Genomic DNA, 24,760 nt, shown 5'->3' with positions numbered 1-24,760 from the left:
CTTAAATTAATTGTTTTGATCTCTTTAGATAATTTTTGTGCCTTTTATAAAATTAATGTTAAGAAAAAAGACAGCTTGAAAAAAGCTGTCTTTGTATGATTATAAATGAATAGAATCTTGGGATTCTGTCCTTAAATTATCTTTTGTTTCGAAGATAGAATTTTTGATGATTTGAGAACTTTCGTTCAAAATTGGTAAAATCTGGCTTTCGTCTTTTGTTTCTTTAAATCCTAATTCTAAAATCGGATCGATATAATACAAAATACTTGATGTTAAAAGTAAAGAGATTATTAATCCTAAAGCCGCTCCACCAAATCGATTAATGATTCCTAAACCAACTGCTTCTACTGTTTTTTGTGTTAAACTTGACGCTAATTTTATTGTGAAAAAAGCAATTGCAAATGTAATAACTAACGCAACCAAAGAAGTTAAGCTATCTGCAACAATGTTGTAAGAATCGACATAAACTTCGATGATTTGATAAAATTTAAAACTTAACCAAATTGCTACAAAAAAACCGACTAACCCAATTAATTGAGAAATAAAACCTTTGAAAAATCCGTTGATAAAACCAAAAGCTAACGCAATTAAAATCAGAATATCAAGTTGATTGAAATCAGTCATTAAGCGTTTTGTAATTGATGTTTTTCAGCGATTTTTTTCAATGTTCCAACTAAGACATCAATATCTTCTTTAGTTGTTTCGTATGAAAAAGATACACGTAAAGGCGTCATTTGATCAATTTCTTCTTCTGTGTACAATGTTTGCATAACTAATGAAACTTTTGCTGCACCAGAACTGCAAGCACTTCCTTGTGAAACAGCGATACCAGCTAATTCTAATTCGAATCCGATTAAGGCATCATGAAATGGTAATTTGATGCTTAATAATGCATACAAACTTTTGTCTAAATCATCTGATAATCCATTGAAAGAAACGCCTGGAATAGCTGCTTTTAATTGATCGATTGTATATTGTTTAATTTCTTTGATGTGATTAACATGAGCTTCTAACTCATCAATTGCTAAATCAAAAGCTTTTGAAAGTCCAACAATTCCGTATACGTTTTCGGTACCAGAACGCATTCCTCTTTCTTGTCCTCCTCCAGCAATCAAGGCTTTTAAATGCGAAGCTTTTTTTGCATATAAAAATCCAGCACCTTTTGGTCCATGAATTTTGTGTGCTGAGCAAGAAGCGAAATCCATTCCCAAATCTTGGAAATCTAAATCGTAATGACCAACTGTTTGCACCGTATCTGTGTGGAACAATGTATTATTTTCTTGACACAATTGCGAAATACGTTTAATATCTGTTAAATTTCCAATTTCGTTATTAGCATGCATCAAAGAAACCAATGTTTTTTTAGATTGATCTTTAACTAATTCCTCTAATTGAGCATAATCAATGTCTCCATTTTTTTGAATATTGATGCGGATTACTTCAACTTTTCCACGATATTCTAAATCTTTGATACTTTCTTGTACGCATTTGTGTTCCATATCCGAAGTAATGATACGTGTAACATCTAAATCATTTACACAAGAACGTATAATCGTATTGTTAGATTCTGTCCCACAAGAAGTAAAATAAATTTCGGCAGGAGAAATATTTAAACGCTGCGCAATGTTCTTTCGAGCCATTTCTATAAGTGCCTTGGCTTCTCTACCAAAAACGTGGGTAGAAGATGGATTTCCGAAAACATTTTTCATCACATTTGCCATTTCGTCAACTACTTCTGGACGAATTGCTGTGGTTGCTGCATTGTCTAAATATACTCTTTGCATTATCGATTATTTACTGTATTGTTGTTTACTTTGAGGTTTTGAACAACAAATTTAAGTAAAATGTAAGGATTGAAAAAGTAAAATGTTATTTAAAACGCATCAAGTCCGAAGACAAAAATCTCCACTCAGGTGTAAGAAGTATGCCTTCTTTTGCAATATACCATGGTGAGATTAAATCGTTGCTTGGATTAGAAAGAATATGAATGTCTTGACTTGGATAATAACTTTGAGCCAAAATGAATATATTATTCCCATTTTTATCTTTCGCTAAATCAATTACCATTACAGCATGACTTTTTATATTTCCCTTTTGAAAAAATACATCGCCAATTTGAATCTCTTTGATAGAGATTGGTTTTAATAATTCAGCAATTGTATTTGAATTTGTATTTTCTAAATAATAGATCAAATATTGCATGTATTTCGTATGAGAATAATCTCCTTTTACATAGTCAGTGTAAGGAATTGGCTTTGTAGAAATTTTAGACAATTTATCTATTTCATTGTATTTTTTCGAACGGAAGAAATACTCTAAACGCAAACTCATCATCGCATTTGCATTAAACTGTACATTTTTTTTGGGTTGTTCTAAATCTAAAACTCCTACATATATATTTGGATTAGATTTTTTTTGACCATCAAAAGAATAAACAGCTGTATTATTGTTTTTGAGCGGAAGGTTATTTATCCATTTACCAAAATCTGTATAATTTTGATTCCTTTCATAATTTGGAGGTGTATCAAATTTTTTGAAAATTTTTAATTCACGAGAATGAATGAGACTATACTCCTCATTTTCTATCAATTCATTATTAGTAGAAGATTTTAGAATATGAGTATTACAGGACGATAAAAGAGTAAATAATATTAAAAATGTAAAACTTAAAAATTTCATTAAAACTAAAAAAAAACGTGCTATTCTTTGGTTAAGAGTTGAATTTGATCTCTTAATTCGGCTGCTTTTATAAAATCTAAATTTTTTGCAGCATTTTCCATTTCTTTCTGCAATTTTTGTACCAATTTCTCTTTATCTTCTGTCGAATAATTTTCATTAATCTCTGCTGCTTGTTGAATCAAATGTTTTTGTTCGTAAGGATTTTCTTCAAAATCTGCTGCAGCTAAACTTAGTTTCGTTATTTTTTTGTTTAAAGCTTGAGGAACTTTATTGTGATCTTTGTTGTATTTCATCTGAATTTCACGACGACGATTTGTTTCATCAATCGTTAATTGCATACTATCTGTAATTTTATCTGCGTACATAATCGCCAAACCATTCACGTTACGAGCAGCACGACCAACCGTTTGCGTTAAAGAACGATGACTTCTTAAAAAACCTTCTTTATCAGCATCCAAAATTGCTACTAGAGAAACTTCAGGTAAATCTAAACCTTCTCTCAAAAGATTAACTCCAACCAAAACATCAAATAATCCAGCGCGTAAATCAGCCATAATCTGAACACGTTCTAATGTATCCACATCAGAATGAATATAACGACATCGAACGCCATATTTTGTCAAATATTTCGTTAACTCTTCCGCCATTCGTTTCGTTAAAGTAGTGACCAAAACACGTTCGTCTAACTCTACTCGTTTATTGATTTCTTCCATCAAATCATCGACTTGATTTTGTGTTGGACGAATTTCAATAATTGGATCTAATAATCCAGTTGGACGAATGACTTGCTCTACAACAACTCCTTCCGATTTTTCTAATTCATAATTCGCAGGTGTTGCCGAAACATAAATCACTTGATTTTGTAAAGCTTCAAATTCTTCAAATTTTAACGGACGATTGTCCATTGCGGCAGGAAGTCGAAAACCATATTCCACCAAATTCTCTTTACGCGAGCGGTCCCCACCATACATTGCATGAACTTGAGAAACTGTAACGTGCGACTCATCAATCACCATCAAATAATCTTCTGGGAAATAATCTAATAAACAGAACGGGCGAGTTCCTGGATCGCGACCATCTAAATATCTCGAATAATTCTCGATTCCTGAACAGTAACCTAATTCTTTAATCATTTCCAAATCAAATTCAGTACGTTCTTGCAAACGTTTTGCTTCGAGATGTTTTCCTATTTCATGAAAATACTCAACTTGTTTTCCTAAATCGATCTGAATATCAGCAATTGCGCCATTCAATGTATCTTTAGAAGTCACAAAAAGATTAGCTGGATAAATATTAATTTTATCTAGTTTAGTTGAAGTTTTACCTGTTTCTACATTGAAAACTGAGATTTCTTCGATTTCATCACCAAAGAAATTAATTCTGATTCCATCATCCGCATAAGCAGGGAAAATATCTAATGTATCTCCTTTAATTCTAAAATTTCCGCGTTGAAAAATACCTTCTGTTCTAGAATATAAAGCTTGGACTAATTTATGCAAAAAAGCTGTTCTCGAGATAATTTGCCCCGTTTCAATCTGAATCACATTTTTATGAAATTCTGTTGGATTTCCAATACCATATAAACACGAAACTGAAGCCACAACCAAAATATCGCGACGACCAGAAAGTAGGGAGGAAGTTGTACTTAAACGAAGCTTTTCAATTTCTTCATTAATTGATAAATCTTTCTCAATATAGGTTCCTGATGAAGGAATGTAAGCTTCTGGTTGATAATAATCATAGTAAGAAACGAAATATTCGACTGCATTATTCGGAAAAAATTCTTTGAATTCCATATACAACTGTGCCGCCAACGTTTTGTTATGTGCCAAAACTAAAGTTGGACGTTGCACATCTTGTACAACATTCGCGATTGTAAATGTTTTACCAGAACCTGTAACACCCAAAAGTGTTTGATAACGATCATTATTTAGAATACCATTTGATAATTCTTCAATAGCTTTTGGTTGATCACCAGTTGGCTTGAATTCAGAATTTAATTGAAACTGCATTCTACAAATTTACAAATTATTCAGATAAAAAAGGATTGTTATGAATTGTGATTTTACATAGAAGTTGATAAAAAATAAAAAGGCGACTTTAAGTCACCTTTTCATCAAAACCACAAAAAAATGAGAAAACTGTTTACTTAGTAAACAAACTTCCTTCCATTATTACAAGCTATTGCCCGCTATAACCATTGCAAATATATGTCGGTTTTCTGTGCGTGCACAATAATTTGTAATACTTTGTTTTATTGGTGTCGATAAAAGTTATTTATAATAGTGTTAAAACGTCTGATTACAACGTTTTTGTTGATTTGAATAAACTTTATAGTGTTAAGTTTACACTAGCGAATTTTCGCTAAATTCCATAATTTATCTAATTCGGAAATGGTTAAATCAGCTATGTTTTGACCATTTTCTTTCGCGATTTCTTCTAATTTCTGAAAACGTGTGATAAATTTTTTGTTCGATCTTTCTAAAGCATCTTCAGAATTGATGCCATTAAATCGTCCATAATTAATCAAAGAAAATAAAATGTCACCAAATTCCATCTCTTTATCTGTTGGATTTTGTTCTTCTTTGAATTCATTAATTTCCTCGATAATTTTATCAAAAACTTGATCAGAATTTTCAAATTCAAATCCAACACCTTTTACTTTGTCTTGAATTCGGTAAGCTTTTACCATTGCTGGGAGAGAAGTAGGAACGCCAGAAAGTACAGATTTGTTACCTTCTTTTAGTTTGATTTGTTCCCAATTTTGAAGCACCTTTTCTTCTGTATTTGCTTCTACATCGCCGTAAATATGTGGATGACGATGAATTAATTTGTCACAAATACCATTTAAAACATCAGCAACATCGAAGTTGTTTTGTTCTGATGCGATTTTAGAATAAAAAACTAGGTGAAGAAAAACATCACCTAGTTCTTTTTTTATTTCATCCGAATCTTTTTCGATGATGGCATCCGAAAGTTCATAAATTTCTTCGATAGATAACGTACGCAACGTTTCCATTGTTTGTTTACGATCCCACGGACATTTTTCACGTAATTCATCCATTATATCCAACAATCTTTCGAAAGCCTGTAATTGATCTTTACGTGTATTCATCTCTAATTATTCAGCGTCTTTATCTTTTTTTGCTGTTGTTTTTTTAGCAGCAGTTTTTTTAGCTGGTTTTTCTTCAGCCTCTTTTTTGTCAGCAGCCTTTTTAGCAGGAGCTTTCTTTTTTGGTTTTTCTTCCACAACAACTTCTTCTGTAGCTTCTACTTCAGCAACAGGAGCTTCTTGTGCTTGTTGAGCAGCCATTGCAGCTTCTACAGCAGCTAAGTCGATGTTTAATAATCCGTTTTTGTGTAAGATATTATACCATTGGAATAATTTTTTCAAATCAGAATCATAAACTCTTGAATCGTCATATTCTGGTAAAACTTCTTCCATATATTTACGCAATTCTGCACCAGAAGTTTTGTAATCGATCGTTTCTCCTCCGTTTTCTTTTTTGTAAATTCTGAAGAAAACTTCAGCCAAAGGAAATTCTTGTGATACTCCGTAAATAGCAACGTTGTCTAATAAACTAACATTGTAGTTAGAAGCGATTGAGATTTTTTTACCTTTTTCTAAATCTTCAACAACAAAACCACCTCTTGTTTGAGAAACTAAACGGTATAATCCTGGTTTTCCTGAAATTGCGATAACTCTTGATAAATCCATATTCTATTATGTTTAAGGGTCTATGAAGGGAATTTCATTTTGTAACTCGTGTTTACTTTCCCTTTTGTTATATTTTTTAATTTATTACTTATTAATTTCTTTTTAAAGCTCGAAATATAGTCAATAAAAAGCTTTCCTTCCAAATGATCGTATTCGTGTTGAATAACTCGAGCGCGAATATCCGAAAAAGTTTCGGTATGTTTCACCCAATTTTCATCAAAATATTCTAAAGTTACCGATTCTGGACGTGTTACATCTTCGTGAATGTGAGGAATACTCAAACATCCTTCTGTAAAAGCCCATTCGTCTCCTTCTGAACTACTGATTTTTTTTGGATTGATGAAAACACGTTTGAAATCTTTTAATTCATCTTTTACATCATCATAATCTTCATCTTCTTCGAAAGGCGAGCAATCAACAACAAATAAACGTATATCTTTCCCGATCTGAGGCGCTGCGATACCAACTCCGTTAGAGTCATACATTGTATCGAACATATTTTGGATCAGTTCTTGTAAATTTTTATAATCTTGATCGATTTCTTGTGAAACTTTACGCAAGACAGGATCTCCGTAAGCTACAACTGGTAATACCATTTTCTGATCTTTTTTTATTAATTTAACGGCAAAGATACAATTTGTTATAGTTTATGTGATAAAAATGATTGTAAAATTATTACGGCACTCACTTTATCGACCATTCCTTTTTCTTGACGTTTTTTCTTTTTCATTCCTCCAGCAAACATTGCTTGAGAAGCCATTTTTGAGGTAAACATCTCATTTTCACGATGAATTTTAATCAACGGAAATTGTTCAGAAAATTTTTTCAAAAAAGGTTGAATTTGATTTTCAATCTCATTTAATTCTCCTGAAAAACGAACAGATAATCCAACTACAAGGTCAGAAACGTTTTCTTTCTCGATATATTGTTTCAAGAAATCCATCAATTTTGATGTATCAATTGTATCAACTGGCGAAGCTATAATTTGCAATTCATCGGTTACGGCAACGCCTGTTCTTTTTCCTCCGTAATCTAACGCTAATATTCGTGACATTTGGCAAATTTAAAAAAACGATTCAATAATAAATAATCTCTATGAAATCCCTTGATTATAATTTTTATATTTGTGGCTATTATTAATAAAGATGGAGAATTTAAAACAAATCATAGAAAAAGCTTGGGACAATAGAGAATTGTTACAAGAAGAGTCAACACAAATTGCAATTCGTGAAGTAATTGAGTTAATCGATAACGGACAATTACGTTGTGCAGAACCAGTTGGAGAAGATTGGCAAGTAAACGAATGGGTGAAAAAAGCAGTTGTAATGTATTTCCCAATTCAGAAAATGGAAACTTTAGAAGCTGGAATTTTTGAATACCATGATAAAATGGAATTGAAACGTAACTACGCTGAAAAAGGAATTCGTGTTGTTCCAAATGCTGTTGCTCGTTATGGTGCGTATATTTCTTCGGGAGTTATTTTAATGCCTTCTTATGTAAATATTGGTGCTTATGTGGACGAAGGAACAATGGTTGATACATGGGCTACTGTAGGTTCTTGTGCTCAAATTGGGAAAAATGTTCACTTATCTGGTGGTGTAGGAATTGGTGGAGTTTTAGAGCCATTGCAAGCTGCTCCAGTAATTATCGAAGATAATGCATTCATTGGATCTCGTTGTATCGTTGTAGAAGGAGTTCGCGTAGGAAAAGAAGCGGTTTTAGGAGCAAATGTTGTTTTAACAGCATCGACTAAAATTATTGATGTAACAGGTGACGAACCAATTGAAATTAAAGGTTATGTTCCTGCTCGTTCAGTAGTTATTCCAGGTTCTTACACGAAAAAATTTGCTGCAGGTGAATACCAAGTTCCTTGTGCATTAATCATCGGAACTCGTAAAGAATCTACAGATAAAAAAACTTCATTAAACGATGCATTGCGTGAGCATAATGTAGCGGTTTAATTAGAATAAAATTTTATAAAATATAATCCTCAGCAGTTTTGTTGAGGATTTTTTTATTTTCGAATCAAACATATTTTAGTAGTTTTGCTTTATAACTATGTTTTATGAAAATTTTGATTATCCAACACAAGATGATAGGCGATGTTTTAATCACATCATTGTTGTGCGAAAATATCAAAAAAGCTTATCCAAATGCTATTGTTGATTATTTAATCAATAGTAATACTTTGCCTGTTTTAGAGAATAATCCGTACATCGATCATAAAATTGTTTTTGACGAAAAAGAAAACAAAGGCTTGATGAATTTGATTAAATTCTCGAAAAAAGTTAATCAAAATAGATATGATATTGTAATTGATGCTTACTCAAAATTACAGAGTTGGGTGGATGTTTTTATCAATAATGCACCAAAAAAAATATCATATAAAAAGATTGGAAGAACGTTTTTGTATACAGATAATGTAGAAAAACATGACGAACCAAATTCATATTTAGGTTTAGCAATCGAACATCGTTTGTCTTTATTGAAGCCTTTAGGAATTGAAACGCCTTTGGCTACAGAACCAAAATTATATTTAACAGAAGAAGAAATAAACTTTGCGAAAGATTTATTCACAAAACATCAAATTGATTCTACTCGTAAAACGGTTATGATTAGTTTGCTTGGTTCTGATCTTTCAAAAACTTATCCGTTGAATCAAATGGCAAAAATGGTTGATTTTATTGGTCAACGTTATAATGTCAATATTTTATTCAATTATTTTCCGAAACAATTATCGCAAGCAAAAGAAGTATATAATCAATTATCTGATGAAACCAAATCGAAAGTTTATTTTGAATTGTTGGGTAATGATTTGCGCGAGTTTATTGCAATTGCAAACGAATGTGATGTGATTGTAGGAAATGATGGAGGAGCAATTAATATGTCCAAAGCTTTAGGGAAAAAATCATTTATTATTTTCTCTCCTTGGATTGATAAAAAAGTTTGGGCAACTTTCGAAGATGGAATTCATCACACAAGTGTTCATTTAAAAGATTATTTTCCTGAAAAACTTGGAGATTTAAACAATCGTCAAATAAAAAAACAAGTTGATGAATTTTATTTAATCTTTGACTTCGAGTTGTTTAAAGAAAAACTAGAATATTTCTTATCACCATTAATAAAATAAAAATAGAAATTTTGAGTTTCTATTTATAAAATTTGATTACTATAGAGAATGTCTACTAAAATTTCTGCTTTACTAATTACACTTAACGAAGAAAAAAACATCAAAAGATTTCTTGATGAGGCTAGTTATGCAGATGAAATAATTATTGTAGATTCATATAGTACAGACAAAACGGAAGAAATTGCATTCCAAAATCCAAAAGTAAAGTTTGTAAAACGCAAGTTTGATAATTTCACAAATCAACGAAATTATACACTTTCTTTGGCAAAAAATGATTGGGTCACTTTTTTTGATGCAGATGAAGAACTTTCATCTGAATTAAAAGAAGAATTAATAAAGAAAGTAAATTCAAATTTACAGGATGTAGCTTTTATGGCTTATCATTCATTTTATTTTAAGAATAAGAAAATAGAATTTTCTGGTCAGCAAAATGTGAGAGCTGTTCGTCTTTTTAGAAAATCTAAATGTAGATATAAAGATGGTTTGATGGTTCATGAATTATTAGAATGTGATGGGGCAGTAGGTGATTTGGAACAAAAAGTGAAACATCATACGTTTATTGATGAAGAATATTATTTAGATAAACTTAATAGTTATTCTCGCTTACGAGCACAAGAACTTCGTCTCAAAAATTTGAAACCATCATTTTATCATTATACCATAAAGCCTGCTTATCGTTTTTTCAATTATTTTGTGGTGAGATTTGGTTTTTTAGATGGAAAAGATGGTTATACAATTGCAAAACTACATGCAATTTCTGTTGCAAATCGTTATAAATATTTGGACGAAATTTATAGAAAAGAAAATCAAAACTTAGGTTAAATAAAGAAGTTTGAGATTTTATTATACATTTGTCATACATTAAAAATAATACAATGAAAGCATATGTTTTTCCAGGACAAGGCGCTCAATTCTCTGGAATGGGTAAAGACTTGTACGAAAATTCTGAAATCGCAAAAGAATTATTTGACAAAGCAAACGAAATCTTAGGATTTGATATAAAATCAATTATGTTTGAAGGTTCTGCTGAAGACCTAAAACAAACAAAAGTTACGCAACCAGCAGTTTTTTTACATTCTGTTATTTTAGCGAAAATTTTACCAGATTTTAAACCAGAAATGGTTGCAGGACATTCTTTAGGAGAAATTTCTGCTTTAGTTGCAAATGGAACTTTAGACTTTGAATCTGGATTAAAATTAGTTTACAAACGTGCTTTAGCAATGCAAGCTGCATGTGAAGCTAATCCATCTACAATGGCTGCAATCTTAGGGTTAGAAGATAAAATTGTAGAAGATGCTTGTGCAGAAATTGATGGAGTTGTAGTGGCTGCAAATTACAATTGTCCAGGTCAGTTAGTGATTTCTGGAGAAATTGAAGCGGTTAATGTAGCATGCGAAAAACTGAAAGAGTTAGGTGCAAAACGAGCATTAGTTTTACCAGTAGGAGGAGCTTTTCACTCACCTTTAATGAAACCTGCTGAAGAAGAATTAGCACAAGCTATTGAAGAAACAACATTCAATACTCCAATTTGTCCAGTTTATCAAAATGTAAGCACAACAGCTGTTACAGATCCTGCTGAAATTAAGAAAAACTTGATTGCTCAATTAACTGCTCCAGTAAAATGGACGCAATCTGTTCAAAATATGATTGCTGATGGTGCGAGTGAATTTATTGAGGTTGGACCAGGAAATACTTTACAAGGTTTAGTGAAAAAAATAAACAGAGAGGTCTCAACTTCTTCGGCACAAATCTAAACGAAATGAAAACATACCGTTCCAATGGAAAATTATTCCTTATCGGGGAATATATTGTGATTGATGGGGCGAAAGCATTTGCATTGCCCACAAAATATGGGCAATGTTTGTTTGTGGAAAATTCATCAGAAATAGAAAATTTAATCACTTGGAAAGCAACTAAATTTGATAATTCTATTTGGTTTGAAACTAAAGTTAGATTGAATGATTTAGAAATAATTTCGTCTACAAATGATAAATTAAGTCAATCATTACAAAATATTTTAAAACAAGCTAAAATTTTAAATCCTGATTTTTTTGATTCTAATAACAGTTATCAATGTTTAACGAAGTTAGAATATCCGCAAGAATGGGGACTGGGAAGTAGTTCGACTTTGATTGATTTGATTAGTCAATGGATAGAAATAAATCCGTTTGAATTAAATCAATTAACCTTCAATACAAGTGGTTATGATATTGCATGTGCGCATCATCATCAGCCCATTTTGTTTTCGAATAATCCTATCGAAGTAGAAGATTTAGAATTGAATTGGAATTTTAAAGATCAACTTTATTTTGTTTATCTTAATCAAAAGCAAGATACACAAGCCGTTGTTGGAAATCATTATAAGAACAAATCAAAAGATTGGAAAATGATTCAAGAGCTTTCTGATTTGGTTGTTCAAGCAACTAAAGTTGAGAATTTAACTGATTTAGAATCTATTTTAGATGAATATCAAGAACGATTAGGAGATTTTATGCAAATTTCGCAAGTCAAAGAATTGCATTTTCCTGATTATTTAGGAGCTGTAAAAAGCCTCGGAGCTTGGGGCGGAGATTTTGTTTTAGTGACGTATAGAGAAGGAATGAACGATTATTTTAAAGAAAAAGGATATGAGATTATTATTCCGTTTTCTGAAATGATAAAATAACAAAAAAGCAGATTTANNTAAATCTGCTTTTTTGTTATTGTTTTTTACCAATCATGGCTTTTAATTTCTTTTTTCGAGCTTGTTTTGTTTGAAATTTTTGCTGGAATTCTTGTGTTTTATTCCACATTTCTTTAATAACTTCTTGTTCTGGTTTATTAATAAGTTTCGCATATTCTTTTCCCATAATTTCTATCATTTCTTTTTGAGGAGTTAGACGAGAAAAATTTTTCATTCGAATATCAAAACTCATTGAATTATGAAAATTCATGCGATTTAAATCAACCAAATAAAACTCATATTGATTTTCTCCAACTTGCTTAATTAAAGTATTTCCAGGAGAATGATCCAAAAATTCAATTCCAGCTTCATGCAAATCAAATGTGAATTTTGTAAATTGTTTCAAGATTTCATTTCGATTTGAATAATTAATATCTAAAACTAATTCTCTAAAAGTTATTTCAGATGTAACTAATTCACAAAAATAATAACTTTTTAAAAATGAGATTGTATTAAAATTTTCGACATATGCGATTGGAGTAGGTGTTTTAAAACCTAAATCAATTAATTTATTAGCATATAAGAATGATCGTTCAGCTTTTGATTTTCTGAAAAATCGATATACAAATTTATTGACAATATTCGGAATTTTGAATGATTTAATCGTAGCAATTTTACCCGATTTTAATGTCTTTTTTTTGATAGAATTTCTTGTGCCTTTTGCAATATAATCGTCAATCAAGTCAAAATTGTCAATAATGGATTTGATTTCAGTTTGCGTGGTTTTATAATTATTATTTACGACAATTTTCTGTGTCATTTTTCAAAATATTATAATTAATATAGAAAAAATCTATATTTCATTTTAATCTGTCAAAGATATGTCTATTTTTGTTGAAAATAAGGACAACTTAAAACAAGTTTTTTTAAAATTTTAGAACCTAACTTATGGTAAAAAAAATTCTTTTAGAATCTCATAATCTAAAGAATCGTGCAACTGGTTTCGGAGTTTTTAATTACGAATTGATTAAAGCTCTTTCTAAATTAAATTTTGATGATCAAATTTATTTACTTTACAAAAAACCTGAAGATTTAAGGACTGAATTTGGTACTAAATTTCATTATAAAAAATATTATAGTTTAATGCGCAATCCGTTTTTCAGAACGCGTGAAAAGTATGATGTTTGGCACTCCTTAAATCAAAATATAAAAGTTGAACCTTGTCATAAACCAAAAAAATATGTTTTGACGATTCATGATGTTAATTTTATGGAAGAAAATTCGCTTGATTATAGTCCAAATCACATTAAATATTTTAAAGAAAAGATTAAGCGAGTAGATGTTATCACATTTATTTCTGAATATGCAAAGAAACAAACTATGCAATATTTTGATATTTCGGGAATAGAAAATACAATAATTTATAATGGAAATTCAATTTCAGAAATTATAAATTGTGATGATTTTCAATCTCCATTAGATATTTCAAAACCTTATTTTTATACGATTGGAGCTTTTCTTGAAAAGAAAAATTTTGAATCACTTGTAAAAATGATGAAATTTTTACCAGATTTTAATTTGATTATTTCTGGGAATTGTACGAATGCCTATGGTCAAAAAATAAAAGATTTAATTGCTAAAGAAAAATTAGAAAACCAAGTTTTTTTATCAGGTAAAGTTTCTGAACGAGCAAAGCAATTTTATATGCAAAATTGCGAAGCGTTCTTATTTCCATCAACTGGAGAAGGTTTTGGTTTGCCTCCCTTAGAAGCGATGAGCTTTGGAAAACCAATTATTTTATCTGATAAAACGTCTTTACCAGAAATTGGTGGAAAAGATGCGTTTTATTGGAATGATTTTGAACCAGAATATATGAAAAATGTAGTGGAAGATGCGTTAAATCAATACAATCAAAATTCAGATTATTTTATAGAAGCTTATATCAAAAGAGCTGGAAGTTTTAGTTGGGATAAAGCGGCAAATGAATATCTAAAGGTCTATGAAATCTAAAATCTATTTTGCGATAAATAATATTTCGAAGAAAATCGACTTCATTCAACTTTCCTATAATACCTTTGCACTCAAATTTATAAAACAAAGAAAATGTCAGATATAAACGAAATTGTAGCCAAACTAAAACAAGGAGAAACAATGCTTTATCCAACAGACACAATTCTTGGACTGGGTTGTGATGCGAAGAATGAGGCTGCAATCGAAAAAATTTATCAGATAAAAAATCGTCCTTCATCAAAATCGTTGATTATTTTGGTTGATTCTCCACGTATGTTACAAAATATTGTTGAGGTGCCAGAATTAGCTTGGGATTTGATTGATTTGAACGAAAAACCTCTTACAATTATTTACGATAATCCAAAAGGTTTACCACAATCGTTAATTGCAGAAGATAATACAATTGCCATTCGAATGACTGATGATTTGTTTTGTAAAAAAATCATCGGGAAATTAGGAGGACCAATTGTGTCTACATCGGCTAATTTATCAGGAGAATCTTCTCCAAAAGTGTTTTCGGAAGTTAATCCTACTATTTTAGAGCGTGTTGACTTTTATCCAGATGAAACAAAAACCTTTGTACCTCAGTTCACTGCATCAACGATAATTAAATTAGGTCTAGATAACGAAGTAAAAGTTATTAGAGAGTAGTTTTTTATTTCAAAACTTATACTTTTGCAGAATGAAAATCTTAGAAGCCGTATCAAATCCAATTTTTAGAAATGTAGCAGAAGTTGCTGATGAAATTAATCAAGAAACTTATGTGGTTGGTGGATTTGTACGCGATTATTTATTGAATCGTGGTCAGAAAAAGGACATCGATTTTGTAACAGTTGGAAATGGAATTTTATTGGCTAAAGAATTGGCTAATAAATTAGGACATACATCACAAGTTTCAGTTTTTAAACGTTTTGGAACAGCAATGTTCAAATATAAAGACACAGATTTGGAATTTGTAGGTGCGCGAAAAGAAAGTTATTCAGAAGATAGTCGAAAACCACATGTTGAAGACGGAACGTTGGAAGACGACCAAAAACGTCGTGATTTTACGATCAATACATTGGCAATTTCGATGAATAAAGAGAATTTTGGCGAATTAATTGATCCTTTTAATGGAGTAGAAGATTTGAATAATAAAATTATCAAAACACCATTAGAGCCGAATGTTACCTATTCTGATGATCCTTTGCGTATGATGCGTGCGATTCGTTTTGCAGCTCAATTGGATTTTGAAATAGAAAAAAAATCTTTTCAGGCAATAATTGATAATGCAGAACGTATTAATATCGTATCTTTTGAACGCGTAATGGATGAGTTTCAGAAAATTATGATGACTGACAAACCTTCGGTCGGATTATTGTTGTTGGAACAATCAGGATTAATGCAACATATTTTACCAGAATTGGTTGCGTTAAAAGGAATCGAAGAGGTTGAAGGTCAGAAACATAAAGATAATTTTTATCATACGTTAGAAGTCGTTGATAATATTTCTGTCAACACAGATAATGTTTGGTTACGTTGGGCAGCGTTGTTGCATGATATTGGAAAAGCTGTAACAAAACGTTTTGATAAAAATGTAGGTTGGACATTTCATTCGCATGAATTTGTTGGATCAAAAATGGTATTAAAATTGTTCAGACGATTAAAATTACCATTAGGACCGCAAGTAAAATATGTTCAGAAGTTAGTCATGATGAGTTCTCGACCAATTGCTGTTGTAACAGACGACGCTACAGATTCGGCATTACGTAGATTATTGTTTGATGCTGGAGAAGATTTCGACGATTTAATTACGCTTTGCAAAGCTGATATTACAACAAAAAATGAACGTAAACAAAAACGTTTCAAACAAAATTTTGAAGTTGTAGAACAAAAAATAAAAGATGTTGAAGAACGTGATAAAGTACGTAATTTTCAACCACCAATTACAGGTGAACAAATAATGGAAATATTTGATATTCAGCCAGGAAAAGAGATTGGAATCTTAAAAAATGCCATCAAAGAAGCAATTTTAGAAGGCGAAGTAGAAAATAATTATAATTCTGCATTAGAATTTGTAATTAATATGGGAAAAGATTTAAATTTGGAACCGAAAAATATTTAGAAAGTGATATATAAAATTCGTGTATTCCTTGATGCAAAAGAGGATGTTTTTAGAGACATAGAAATTAAAGAGAAGCAAACATTATTCACATTGTACAAAGGTATTATTAGTGCTTTTAGTTTACAAGGTGAGGAGTTGGCGTCGTTCTATGAAGTAGATGAAGATGGAAACCAAACAAAAGAAATTCCTTTAGAGGATATGTCTGATGATGGAACTGATGAAACAATGGCTGATTTTTATATCAAAGAAGCTTTTGCTAATCAAGGAGATCGTATGGCTTTTGTATATGATTTTATGGAAATGTGGACATTTGTGGCTGAATTAATTTCTGTAGAAGATAAACCAGCTGTTCTTAATTATCCATTAACGGTTTACCGTTTCGGTTCAATGCCTCTTAAAGCGCCTAAAAAAGACATGATGGTTGATTTAGACGATGAAGAAGATATTGATTTTGCAGAAGATGCTGAATTAAATGATTTACAAATCGACGAAGATTTAGACGTAGACGATTTATAAAAACTACAACTAATCAACTTATATATCAAAAAATCTGAATGGCAACATTCAGATTTTTTTTGTGCTATATATCAATCATTTGATAATTATTTCATTTCCGCAACCAACCATTTTTCCGTAACTTGCATCTACTGATAAAAGAAAGAATCTATGAAACAGCTACTGTTTTTATTATTAATTTTAACCAATTCGATGCTTATGGCTCAATCCCCAACGATTGATCAAAAGTGGAAAGAAATTGACCAACAAATGCAAAATGGTCAATTCAAATCAATCCTACCAAAAATTGATGAACTAAAAGCTTTATCAAAAAAGCAAAATAATCAACAAAGTTATCTGAAAGCTTTGTTTTATGAAGCAAAAATAAAAGTTGCAACCTCTGATGAAACAGATGATGTAAACTTCGTTTTTGATTTGTTTAAAAAGGATTTAGATGAAAAATCAATTGTAAATAATGCGATTGTTTATTCATATTTAGCTGAGTTATATCAATTGTATTACAACGAAAATCGTTGGAAAATCAATAGTCGTACAAATGTCGAAAATCAAGCTACAAATGATGTGAGATTTTGGACAGAAGATACTTTTAAGAAAACAATTAATGATTATTTTTCGAAATCAATTCAACCAAAAAATGAATTAATAAATGCAAAATCTCAAGATTATAAAATGATTTTGAATCTTGCAGAGGATAAGAAAAATGCGCAACAACAATTGGATTTAACGCCAACTTTATATGATGTTTTAGCGAAAAAATATATCAATTATCTGAATGAGAATGATGAAAAAGATAAAGCAAATCAATTGCTTTCTGATTTAGTTGAGATTAATAAACAAAAGAATAACGAAAATGCTGTTTTGTACAATGAATTGATTTTAATTGATTCAAACCGCGGTTCGACTTCGGTTCAAGAAATTATTAAACAAAAAGAATCTTTAGCAACAAAATATCCAAAAGCATGGTATTCGTCTTATGTGTATGCAACTTTAGCGACGGATTATTATGGTTTGCAAGAAGATAAATTGGCGAACGTAAATAAGATTTTTGAACTACAACAAAAAGTTGCGAAGCATTATCCAAATTCGGAGGAATTAGAGAATATAAATAATTTAGTTTCGAAGATCAAATCGCAAGAATTAAGTGTGCAAGCAGAGCGATATATTAATGAAAATCAGAATACGCCAATTCAATTAACGCATAAAAACTTGTCACAAGTTTTTGTAAAAGTTTTCGCTTATAATGAAGGTTTTGATGGAAAAGATAAAATACAAGCTTTAAATGTTTACAACGAAAATAAAATTGCAGAAGCGCAAAAATTTCTGAATAGTTTAAAGGTTGTTGATCAATATGCAATTGATGTTAAATCGTTTGAAGATTATCAAAATCATTCGACAATTGTTATATTAAATCCACTAAAATCTGGTCGTTATATTGTCCTATTTTCGAATAATTCTGAATTCAGAATTAACACAAAAGACGATATTGATTATTTAGATGTAATGGTTTCGAAATATGCGATAAATTCTTTAAATGATAAATTGTCGGTTGTGAATCGTGAAACTGGAAAACCAGAAAGTAATGTTGCGGTTGAGTTTTCTAATTTGACAAATTATAATAAAAAGGAAACAAAAACTTTAACATCGGATAAAGATGGAATAATAACAATTCCTTCGGGCTGGAGAAATCTTCAATATCGTGTGAAAGACGAACATACTATTTATTCAACGTATTACTACGATTATAATCGTGATGATGAAGATGATGATTCTTCTGTCAAGATTTTCACAGATCGTGCGATTTATCGTCCTGGACAAACGGTTTATTTCAAAGGAATTTATTATTCATCGAAAGATAAAACTCGAAATGTCATTCCAAATTCTAAATTGACGATTGCTTTATATGATGTTAACAATAAAGAGCTTTCTAAAATAGATTTAACAACTAATGAATTTGGATCTGTAAATGGAAGTTTTATTTTGCCAAGTTCTGCTTTAACAGGTAACTTTTCGATCAGAGCTATTAATGAAGACGGTTATTATTCATTCAAAGTGGAAGAATATAAACGTCCAAAATTCAAAGTAGAAATCGAGAAAAATAAAGGTGTTTATAGTTTAAACGATAAGGTAAAAGTAGAAGGAAAGGCAATTGCTTTTTCTGGTGCCAATATCGATAATGCAAAAGTTTCGTATCGTGTTTATCGTCAAGAAATTTTTACGTTTTGGCCTTGGTATCGCTCAATTCCAGCAGATCGTGGCGAGCGAGAAGAAATTACGTTTGGTGATACAACAACTGATGCGGAAGGAAAATTTAATTTCGAATTTGTAGCAAAACCAGCTTCGGAGAAAAAGAAAGATGAGGTAAGAACGTACAATTATTTTATCGAAGTAAATGCAACAGATATCAATGGAGAAACGCAGTCTGAGTCTTCTTCGGTGAAAGTTGGTGATACGAGAATGTCGTTGAATGTAGCTGTTTCGGAGAAAACAAAAGCGGACGATTTGAAAGCTTTCAAAGTTGAAGTGAAAAACTTGAATGATGAAAAATTAGATGGAAAAGGTCATATCGAAATTTATTCGTTAAATGCGCCAAAAGAAGTTGTTCGTCGTCAAAAATTTACAACAGATTATAATGTTTATTCGAAAGAAGAATTCAAGAAATTGTTTCCGAATGAACCTTATGGCGATGAAATGAATCCAAAAACATGGACAACCAATCAAAAGGTTTTCGAAAGTGATTTTGATACAAAAGTTTCTGATGAAATTCAATTCAATCAAGCGTCAAATTTAGAAGAAGGTTATTATGTCTTCAAAGGTTTTGTGATGGATGGAACTCAAAAAGTTGAGGTGGATAAATTGGTTTATGTTTCGAATGAAAAAAAAGCCAACGAAATCAAAACGCTTTTAGCAGTTTCGCCAAATCAATCAACTTATCAGCCAAAAGATGTTGCAAAAATTGAATTCAAATCGGGTTCTAAAAATACCTTTGTCTATTATGAAGTAGAGGCAAATCAAACAATTATTGAGAAAGGTTTCTTGGATTTGAGTAAGAAATCGGTTGTTGAAATTCCTATCAAAGAAGAATATCGTGGCGGAATTTATGTGAATTATGCGATGACGAAATTCAATGATGTGCAAACAGGAAGTCTTAATTTGGCAATTCCATTTACAAATAAACAACTGAAAGTTACGGCTGAAGTTTTACGTGATAAATTGACGCCAGGTGCAAAAGAAAAATGGCAATTAAAAATAGAAGGACCAAATAAAGACAAAGTTTCGGCTGAGGTTTTAGCAAGTATGTATGATGCTTCGTTGGATCAATTTGCGTCGAATTCTTTAGATTTTAATGTGTATGATTTTACAAATTCAAGAAGAAATAACCCTTTTAATCTATATCAATTTTATATAACAAATCAATCTCGAGCAATTTATTATCGTACAAATTATGATTTTTATGCAAGAGGATATGCAGGATTAGACCTTAATTTATTTGATTTTGGATTTAACCAATATCGTATGAATCGTAGGATGATGAAATCGGTAGCTGCGCCAAGTGCAAATGTAGAAAATGAGTTAGCGGGAAGTGTTGCAGGTATTCAAGTAGAAACTGCTGATGCTGAAGTTGCTTATGTAGCAAAATCTTCAAATTCAGGAGAAGCTCCAACTGTAATTAGAGGTAATGCTAATTACTATTTAGCAGATAATTCACTTGCACTTTATGTTATAGACGGAATCGTATATGATATAATGCCAGAACTTAATTCAGATGATATTCAGTCTATGAATGTATTGAAAGGAGAAGAGGCGACTGCTTTATATGGAGCAAGAGGAGCAAATGGAGTAGTGATTATTACAACTAAAAAAGAGGCAAACGCAACTTTAGATAATGTAAAAGCGCGTACAAATTTAAATGAAACAGCCTTCTTTTATCCAAACTTAAAAACAGATGCAAAAGGAAATATTATTATAGAATTTACTACGCCAGAAAGTTTAACAGAATGGAAATTTATGGCAATTGCACATACGCCAGACCTTAAAACAGGTTATTTGGAGCAAAATGTTCGCACGCAAAAAGACTTGATGGTTGTGCCAAATATGCCACGTTTCTTACGTGAAGGCGATCAAATTTCGGTTTCGTCTAAGATTAATAATTTATCAGATAAGGTATTAAATGGTTCTGCGAAATTGATGTTGTTTGATGCGTTTACCAATCAACCAATTGATGCACAATTCAAATTGACAAATGCAGTTCAGAATTTCTCTGTTGCAAAAGGAAATTCGGATCAAGTGACGTGGATAATTGATGTTCCGAAAAATGTACAAGCGGTTGTTTATCGTGTGGTGGCTTCGGCTGGAGATTTTTCGGATGGTGAAGAATCGGCTTTACCAATTTTGACAAATCGTATGATGGTGACAGAAACGTTGCCGATTTATGTGAAAGAAGGTCAAAAGAAATCGTTCCAATTTGATAACATGATCAACAATAAATCGACTTCGTTAGATAATTTCAAATTAACATTCGAGATGACAACGAATCCGATTTGGTATGCAGTTTTCTCGTTGCCTTATTTGCGCGAATATCCTTACGAATGTGCAGAGCAAGTGTTCTCGCGTTTATATGGAAATATGATTTCAGAAAAAGTGATCAATTCAAATCCAAAAATTAAAGCTGTTTTTGATGATTGGAACAAAAAAGGTGAATTGAAATCAAAATTACAATTGAACCAAGAATTGAAAAATATCATTTTAGAAGAAACGCCTTGGATGAAAAATGCAGAAAGCGAAGAAGAGCAAATGAAGCAAATTGCAGTTTTATTTGAATTGAATCAAATGCAAACGGAAATGAAATCGGCTTTCCAAAAATTATCGGATAAACAACAATCAAATGGTGGCTTTGCTTGGTTTGACGGTGGTCGTCCAAACGAATATATCACAACGCATATTGTTTCTGGTTTCGGAAATATGAAGAAAATGGATGTGAATTTCAAAGCATTTGAAATAGATGTAAATCCATTAATCAAAAAAGCGATTCAGTTTATTGATGATGAGAATTTAAAACGTTTCAAAGAGTTCAAAAAAGATCAAAAATCATTCAAGGATGTTACGTATTCAGACGGTTTACATTATTTATATGCGCGTTCGTTTTTCTTAGAAGATTATCCGATGTCGAAAGAATTGGAAGAAATGAAAACAGCGATGTTAAAGAATCTAAATGATACAAAATTAGAGTTGTCGTTGCAACAAAAAGCAATGGCTGCAATTGTGATGAATCGTTTTGGAATGCAGTCTGCTGCTAAGATTGTAGTCAATTCGATCAAAGAAAAAGCAGTAGAATCGGATGAAATGGGTATGTATTGGAAAGAAAATCAACCGGGTTGGTTTTGGTATCAAGCGCCTGTAGAAACACAATCGTTGTTAATCGAAGCATTTGACGAGGTAACAAAAGATGAAAAATCTGTCGAAGAAATGAAAGTTTGGTTATTGAAAAATCGTCAAACAAATCAGTGGAATTCGACAAAAGCAACGACAAAAGCGGTTTATGCTTTAATGAATTTCGGAAAATCTTGGATAGATGCAGAGAAAGGAATTGAAGTGAAGATCGGAAATCAAAAAATTGATTTAGATAACAATGCGCAAGCTGGTTCGGGTTATGTAAAAACTTCTTGGAACAAAGAAGAAATTAAACCTGAAATGGGTAAAGTTGAAGTTTCGAAAACTTCTCCAGGTGTTGCTTGGGGAGCGATGTATTGGCAATATTTTGAAGATTTAGATAAAATAAAATCTGCTGAAACTGGAATTAAATTCAACAAGAAATTATTTGTTAAATCGAATTCTGCAAATGGTCCAATTCTGAAAGAAATTACAACGTCAACACCGATAAAAGTTGGTGATATTGTAACTGTTCGATTAGAGATTTCTGTTGATCGCAACATGCAGTTTGTACACATCAAAGATATGCGTGCAAGTGGTTTCGAACCTGTGAATGTACTTTCTGGTTACAAATGGAAAGGCGAATTTGGATATTACGAAAGCACAAGAGATGCTGCAACTAATTTCTTTTCGGATTACATGAGAAAAGGAACATATGTTTTCGAATATGATTTGAAAGCGAATAATGCAGGTAATTTCTCGAACGGAATTACATCGATGCAAAATATGTATGCACCAGAATTGAGTGCGCAAAGTGAAGGAATTCGTGTTGAAATTAAATAGATTTTAACTTGTAAGTTTAATAATAAAGGCAAGATTTTTAATCTTGCCTTTATTTTGGTTAAAAGATACCTAGTCTCTCCTTAAACTACTTATAATTTACTGATTATTAGTATTTTGGGTTTAAAAAGTTTGTTTTTTATTGCAAGAATTTGTATCTTAGAGCTTTAAAACCTTGCAAATATGTTGGGGAAAAATCCAGAAAAGAAGCCAGAATTATTCCGCCCAATGTTGGTGGATTTTATTGACCACGAGCATGAACTTGTTCTACTTTCAGAAAAAATAGATTGGAATTATTTTGAGAAAGAATTTTCGTCCTTGTATTCCAAAGTGGGCAATCCGAGCCATCCGATTCGGTTTATGGTGGGTTGTTTGCTACTGAAACATTTGTATAATTTGGGCGATGAGACGTTGGAAAAAGCCTGGATCATGAATCCTTATATGCAGCATTTTTGTGGCAGGGTTTTCTTTGAACACGAATTTCCTTGTGACCCGAGTAATTTTGTTCATTTCCGAAAAAGAATTGGCGAAAAAGGCATCGAAAAAATCTTTGCCTACAGCGTAAGAATGCACGATGCCAAGACGAACACCTCAAATTTTGTTTTGTCCGATACTACCGTTCAGGAGAATAATACCTCTTTTCCTACCGATGCAAAATTGTGCAAAAAAGTGATCGATTATTGCAACAAAATAGCCGGAAATGAAGGCATAAAACAAAGACAACGCTACACAAAAGTCAGCAAACAAATGGTGCGCAACACCTACAACGGAAAACATCCCAAGCGGGCAAAAGCGGCAAGGAAATCTCAAAGACAGCTCAAAACCATCGCCATGAGACTGATTCGTGAATTGCAACGGAATTTTAATGCAGAACAGCAAGAATTTTATAAAGATTTAATGACATTGTACACCAAGGTTGTCACACAAAAAAGAAACGATGCCGATAAAATTTACAGCATTCACAAGCCTTTTACCCGATGTATTGCCAAAGGAAAAGCGCATAGCCAGTATGAATTTGGGAATAAGGTAGGTTTGATAACCACCGCCAACAAAGGCAAGAAAATCATTCTCGGGATTAAAGCATTTTTGCAAACTCCTTACGATGGTCACACCATAGAACCACTTTTGGAACAGATGGAAACCGGTGGTCAAAAGCTCCCAAAAGAACTCGTTTACGATAGAGGTGGCAGAGGAAAATCAGAAATAAAGGGCGTGAAAATCTCCATCCCAAGCACTCCAAGAAAAAAAGACACTGCTTATCAAAAGCAGACAAAGCGCAAAAAATTTAGAACCAGAGCGGCAATAGAACCTATCATCGGACATTTAAAAACCGATTTTAGGCTGGCAAAAAATTACTTCATGGGAGAAACGGGACCACAAATCAATGCATTACTAGCTGCAACCGCTTGGAACATGAAGAAAATGATGGAACTACTGAAACAGAAAATTATTATCTTATTTTATAAGATACAAATTATGCTGTTTTCTAATCCTGTTTTTAAAAATAAATTAAATAGTGGGTTTTGTTAAGGAAGGACTATCTAAGAGTTGGTGAATTCTTAAGCTAGAGTTTAGTAATTACTGCTTAGCTTTCTTTTGATTTCTGAGTTGTGTGAGTTACGTGATTAGTGTTTCGAATTTTTAACTTTGTAAAACATTGTACGTACAACTTACAACGTTACGTGTATCACATACAAGTAAAGATTTTATTTATCTTTAAAATCAAGTAACTCA

General features: G+C 31.6%; 20 protein-coding genes. 11 read left to right on the top strand and 9 right to left on the bottom strand.

Annotated features, from left to right (window positions below; genetic code table 11):
• Window positions 1–99 precede the first annotated feature (99 nt).
• The 8 genes from B4J88_RS07550 to ruvX all read right to left on the bottom strand — a co-directional run bounded on the left by B4J88_RS07550 (window position 100) and on the right by ruvX (window position 7,451).
• Complete coding sequence (locus B4J88_RS07550; protein ID WP_114999807.1) at window positions 100–624, bottom strand: CvpA family protein; 525 nt, start codon at window positions 622–624, stop codon at window positions 100–102.
• Window positions 624–1,784: a cysteine desulfurase family protein gene (locus B4J88_RS07545; RefSeq protein WP_125350150.1), complete on the bottom strand. Its 1,161-nt coding sequence runs from the start codon at window positions 1,782–1,784 to the stop codon at window positions 624–626. Before B4J88_RS07545 ends, B4J88_RS07550 begins: the two co-directional genes overlap by 1 nt.
• An 85-nt stretch (window positions 1,785–1,869) precedes the next feature.
• The gene (locus B4J88_RS07540) at window positions 1,870–2,589 is read right to left on the bottom strand and encodes a DUF4846 domain-containing protein (protein ID WP_181816289.1); all 720 of its coding nucleotides are present in this window, start codon (window positions 2,587–2,589) and stop codon (window positions 1,870–1,872) included.
• 110 nt (window positions 2,590–2,699) lie between these two features.
• Window positions 2,700–4,691: an excinuclease ABC subunit UvrB gene (gene uvrB / locus B4J88_RS07535; protein ID WP_125350149.1), complete on the bottom strand. Its 1,992-nt coding sequence runs from the start codon at window positions 4,689–4,691 to the stop codon at window positions 2,700–2,702.
• Window positions 4,692–5,029: 338 nt separating this feature from the next.
• Entirely contained in the window at window positions 5,030–5,794 is a 765-nt protein-coding gene (gene mazG / locus B4J88_RS07530) for a nucleoside triphosphate pyrophosphohydrolase (protein WP_114999814.1), read from the bottom strand.
• Window positions 5,795–5,800: 6 nt separating this feature from the next.
• Window positions 5,801–6,397: a DUF5606 domain-containing protein gene (locus B4J88_RS07525; RefSeq protein ID WP_291067107.1), complete on the bottom strand. Its 597-nt coding sequence runs from the start codon at window positions 6,395–6,397 to the stop codon at window positions 5,801–5,803.
• A gap of 20 nt (window positions 6,398–6,417) precedes the next feature.
• The gene (gene def, locus B4J88_RS07520; RefSeq protein ID WP_114999818.1) at window positions 6,418–6,993 is read right to left on the bottom strand and encodes a peptide deformylase; all 576 of its coding nucleotides are present in this window, start codon (window positions 6,991–6,993) and stop codon (window positions 6,418–6,420) included.
• 44 nt (window positions 6,994–7,037) lie between these two features.
• Window positions 7,038–7,451 (bottom strand): Holliday junction resolvase RuvX, encoded by a 414-nt coding sequence (gene ruvX / locus B4J88_RS07515; RefSeq protein ID WP_038333513.1) that lies wholly within the window; start codon window positions 7,449–7,451, stop codon window positions 7,038–7,040.
• Between the two features lie 91 nt (window positions 7,452–7,542).
• Between ruvX and B4J88_RS07510 the strand changes: the two genes are divergently transcribed.
• The 5 genes from B4J88_RS07510 (at window position 7,543) to B4J88_RS07490 (ending at window position 12,192) form a co-directional block, all read left to right on the top strand.
• Complete coding sequence (locus tag B4J88_RS07510) at window positions 7,543–8,358, top strand: 2,3,4,5-tetrahydropyridine-2,6-dicarboxylate N-succinyltransferase (protein WP_114999820.1); 816 nt, start codon at window positions 7,543–7,545, stop codon at window positions 8,356–8,358.
• A 104-nt stretch (window positions 8,359–8,462) separates the two neighbouring features.
• Window positions 8,463–9,527, top strand: coding sequence for a glycosyltransferase family 9 protein (locus B4J88_RS07505; RefSeq protein ID WP_291067105.1), 1,065 nt, complete (start codon window positions 8,463–8,465; stop codon window positions 9,525–9,527).
• 48 nt (window positions 9,528–9,575) lie between these two features.
• Window positions 9,576–10,349, top strand: a complete 774-nt coding sequence (locus tag B4J88_RS07500) for a glycosyltransferase family 2 protein (protein WP_286496131.1) — start codon at window positions 9,576–9,578, stop codon at window positions 10,347–10,349.
• Window positions 10,350–10,402: 53 nt separating this feature from the next.
• Window positions 10,403–11,281 carry an ACP S-malonyltransferase gene (gene fabD, locus B4J88_RS07495; protein WP_114999826.1) on the top strand — a complete coding sequence of 293 codons (879 nt, stop codon included), beginning with the start codon at window positions 10,403–10,405 and terminating at the stop codon, window positions 11,279–11,281.
• 5 nt (window positions 11,282–11,286) lie between these two features.
• The gene (locus B4J88_RS07490) at window positions 11,287–12,192 is read left to right on the top strand and encodes a GYDIA family GHMP kinase (RefSeq protein ID WP_286496132.1); all 906 of its coding nucleotides are present in this window, start codon (window positions 11,287–11,289) and stop codon (window positions 12,190–12,192) included.
• Window positions 12,193–12,226: 34 nt separating this feature from the next.
• On the opposite strand, the gene B4J88_RS07485 is transcribed toward B4J88_RS07490, so the two are convergent.
• Entirely contained in the window at window positions 12,227–13,009 is a 783-nt protein-coding gene (locus B4J88_RS07485) for a lipopolysaccharide kinase InaA family protein (RefSeq protein ID WP_291067103.1), read from the bottom strand.
• Window positions 13,010–13,137: 128 nt separating this feature from the next.
• Between B4J88_RS07485 and B4J88_RS07480 the strand changes: the two genes are divergently transcribed.
• The 6 genes from B4J88_RS07480 to B4J88_RS07455 all read left to right on the top strand — a co-directional run bounded on the left by B4J88_RS07480 (window position 13,138) and on the right by B4J88_RS07455 (window position 24,556).
• Window positions 13,138–14,199: a glycosyltransferase family 4 protein gene (locus B4J88_RS07480; protein ID WP_125350144.1), complete on the top strand. Its 1,062-nt coding sequence runs from the start codon at window positions 13,138–13,140 to the stop codon at window positions 14,197–14,199.
• A 93-nt stretch (window positions 14,200–14,292) separates the two neighbouring features.
• A complete protein-coding gene (locus tag B4J88_RS07475) occupies window positions 14,293–14,850 on the top strand; it encodes an L-threonylcarbamoyladenylate synthase (RefSeq protein ID WP_286496134.1) in 558 nt (185 codons plus the stop codon).
• Window positions 14,851–14,881: 31 nt separating this feature from the next.
• Complete coding sequence (locus B4J88_RS07470; RefSeq protein WP_286496136.1) at window positions 14,882–16,303, top strand: CCA tRNA nucleotidyltransferase; 1,422 nt, start codon at window positions 14,882–14,884, stop codon at window positions 16,301–16,303.
• Between the two features lie 3 nt (window positions 16,304–16,306).
• Window positions 16,307–16,819, top strand: a complete 513-nt coding sequence (locus tag B4J88_RS07465) for an IS1096 element passenger TnpR family protein (RefSeq protein WP_038333549.1) — start codon at window positions 16,307–16,309, stop codon at window positions 16,817–16,819.
• Between the two features lie 150 nt (window positions 16,820–16,969).
• Entirely contained in the window at window positions 16,970–23,029 is a 6,060-nt protein-coding gene (locus tag B4J88_RS07460) for an alpha-2-macroglobulin family protein (RefSeq protein WP_291067101.1), read from the top strand.
• A gap of 180 nt (window positions 23,030–23,209) precedes the next feature.
• A complete protein-coding gene (locus B4J88_RS07455; protein ID WP_180904470.1) occupies window positions 23,210–24,556 on the top strand; it encodes an IS5 family transposase in 1,347 nt (448 codons plus the stop codon).
• Window positions 24,557–24,760: the final 204 nt, after the last annotated feature.

Origin of the sequence: Empedobacter sp. UBA5036, assembly GCF_002415215.1 — a bacterium.
Classification (GTDB): domain Bacteria; phylum Bacteroidota; class Bacteroidia; order Flavobacteriales; family Weeksellaceae; genus Empedobacter; species Empedobacter falsenii_B.
Note: the sequence above shows the minus strand (reverse complement) of the source record. Positions and strands in the feature narration are given on the sequence as shown.

Bases quoted from the DNA above. Each gene is read 5' to 3' on its own strand.
- B4J88_RS07505 (WP_291067105.1), top strand. From the start codon at position 8,463: ATGAAAATTTTGATTATCCAACACAAGATGATAGGCGATGTTTTAATC.
- ruvX (WP_038333513.1), bottom strand. From the start codon at position 7,451: ATGTCACGAATATTAGCGTTAGATTACGGAGGAAAAAGAACAGGCGTT.
- def (WP_114999818.1), bottom strand. From the start codon at position 6,993: ATGGTATTACCAGTTGTAGCTTACGGAGATCCTGTCTTGCGTAAAGTT.
- uvrB (WP_125350149.1), bottom strand. From the start codon at position 4,691: ATGCAGTTTCAATTAAATTCTGAATTCAAGCCAACTGGTGATCAACCA.
- B4J88_RS07545 (WP_125350150.1), bottom strand. From the start codon at position 1,784: ATGCAAAGAGTATATTTAGACAATGCAGCAACCACAGCAATTCGTCCA.
- B4J88_RS07500 (WP_286496131.1), top strand. From the start codon at position 9,576: ATGTCTACTAAAATTTCTGCTTTACTAATTACACTTAACGAAGAAAAA.
- B4J88_RS07470 (WP_286496136.1), top strand. From the start codon at position 14,882: ATGAAAATCTTAGAAGCCGTATCAAATCCAATTTTTAGAAATGTAGCA.
- B4J88_RS07475 (WP_286496134.1), top strand. From the start codon at position 14,293: ATGTCAGATATAAACGAAATTGTAGCCAAACTAAAACAAGGAGAAACA.
- B4J88_RS07510 (WP_114999820.1), top strand. From the start codon at position 7,543: ATGGAGAATTTAAAACAAATCATAGAAAAAGCTTGGGACAATAGAGAA.
- B4J88_RS07525 (WP_291067107.1), bottom strand. From the start codon at position 6,397: ATGGATTTATCAAGAGTTATCGCAATTTCAGGAAAACCAGGATTATAC.
- B4J88_RS07480 (WP_125350144.1), top strand. From the start codon at position 13,138: ATGGTAAAAAAAATTCTTTTAGAATCTCATAATCTAAAGAATCGTGCA.
- B4J88_RS07485 (WP_291067103.1), bottom strand. From the start codon at position 13,009: ATGACACAGAAAATTGTCGTAAATAATAATTATAAAACCACGCAAACT.
- fabD (WP_114999826.1), top strand. From the start codon at position 10,403: ATGAAAGCATATGTTTTTCCAGGACAAGGCGCTCAATTCTCTGGAATG.
- B4J88_RS07460 (WP_291067101.1), top strand. From the start codon at position 16,970: ATGAAACAGCTACTGTTTTTATTATTAATTTTAACCAATTCGATGCTT.
- B4J88_RS07550 (WP_114999807.1), bottom strand. From the start codon at position 624: ATGACTGATTTCAATCAACTTGATATTCTGATTTTAATTGCGTTAGCT.
- B4J88_RS07490 (WP_286496132.1), top strand. From the start codon at position 11,287: ATGAAAACATACCGTTCCAATGGAAAATTATTCCTTATCGGGGAATAT.
- mazG (WP_114999814.1), bottom strand. From the start codon at position 5,794: ATGAATACACGTAAAGATCAATTACAGGCTTTCGAAAGATTGTTGGAT.
- B4J88_RS07455 (WP_180904470.1), top strand. From the start codon at position 23,210: ATGTTGGGGAAAAATCCAGAAAAGAAGCCAGAATTATTCCGCCCAATG.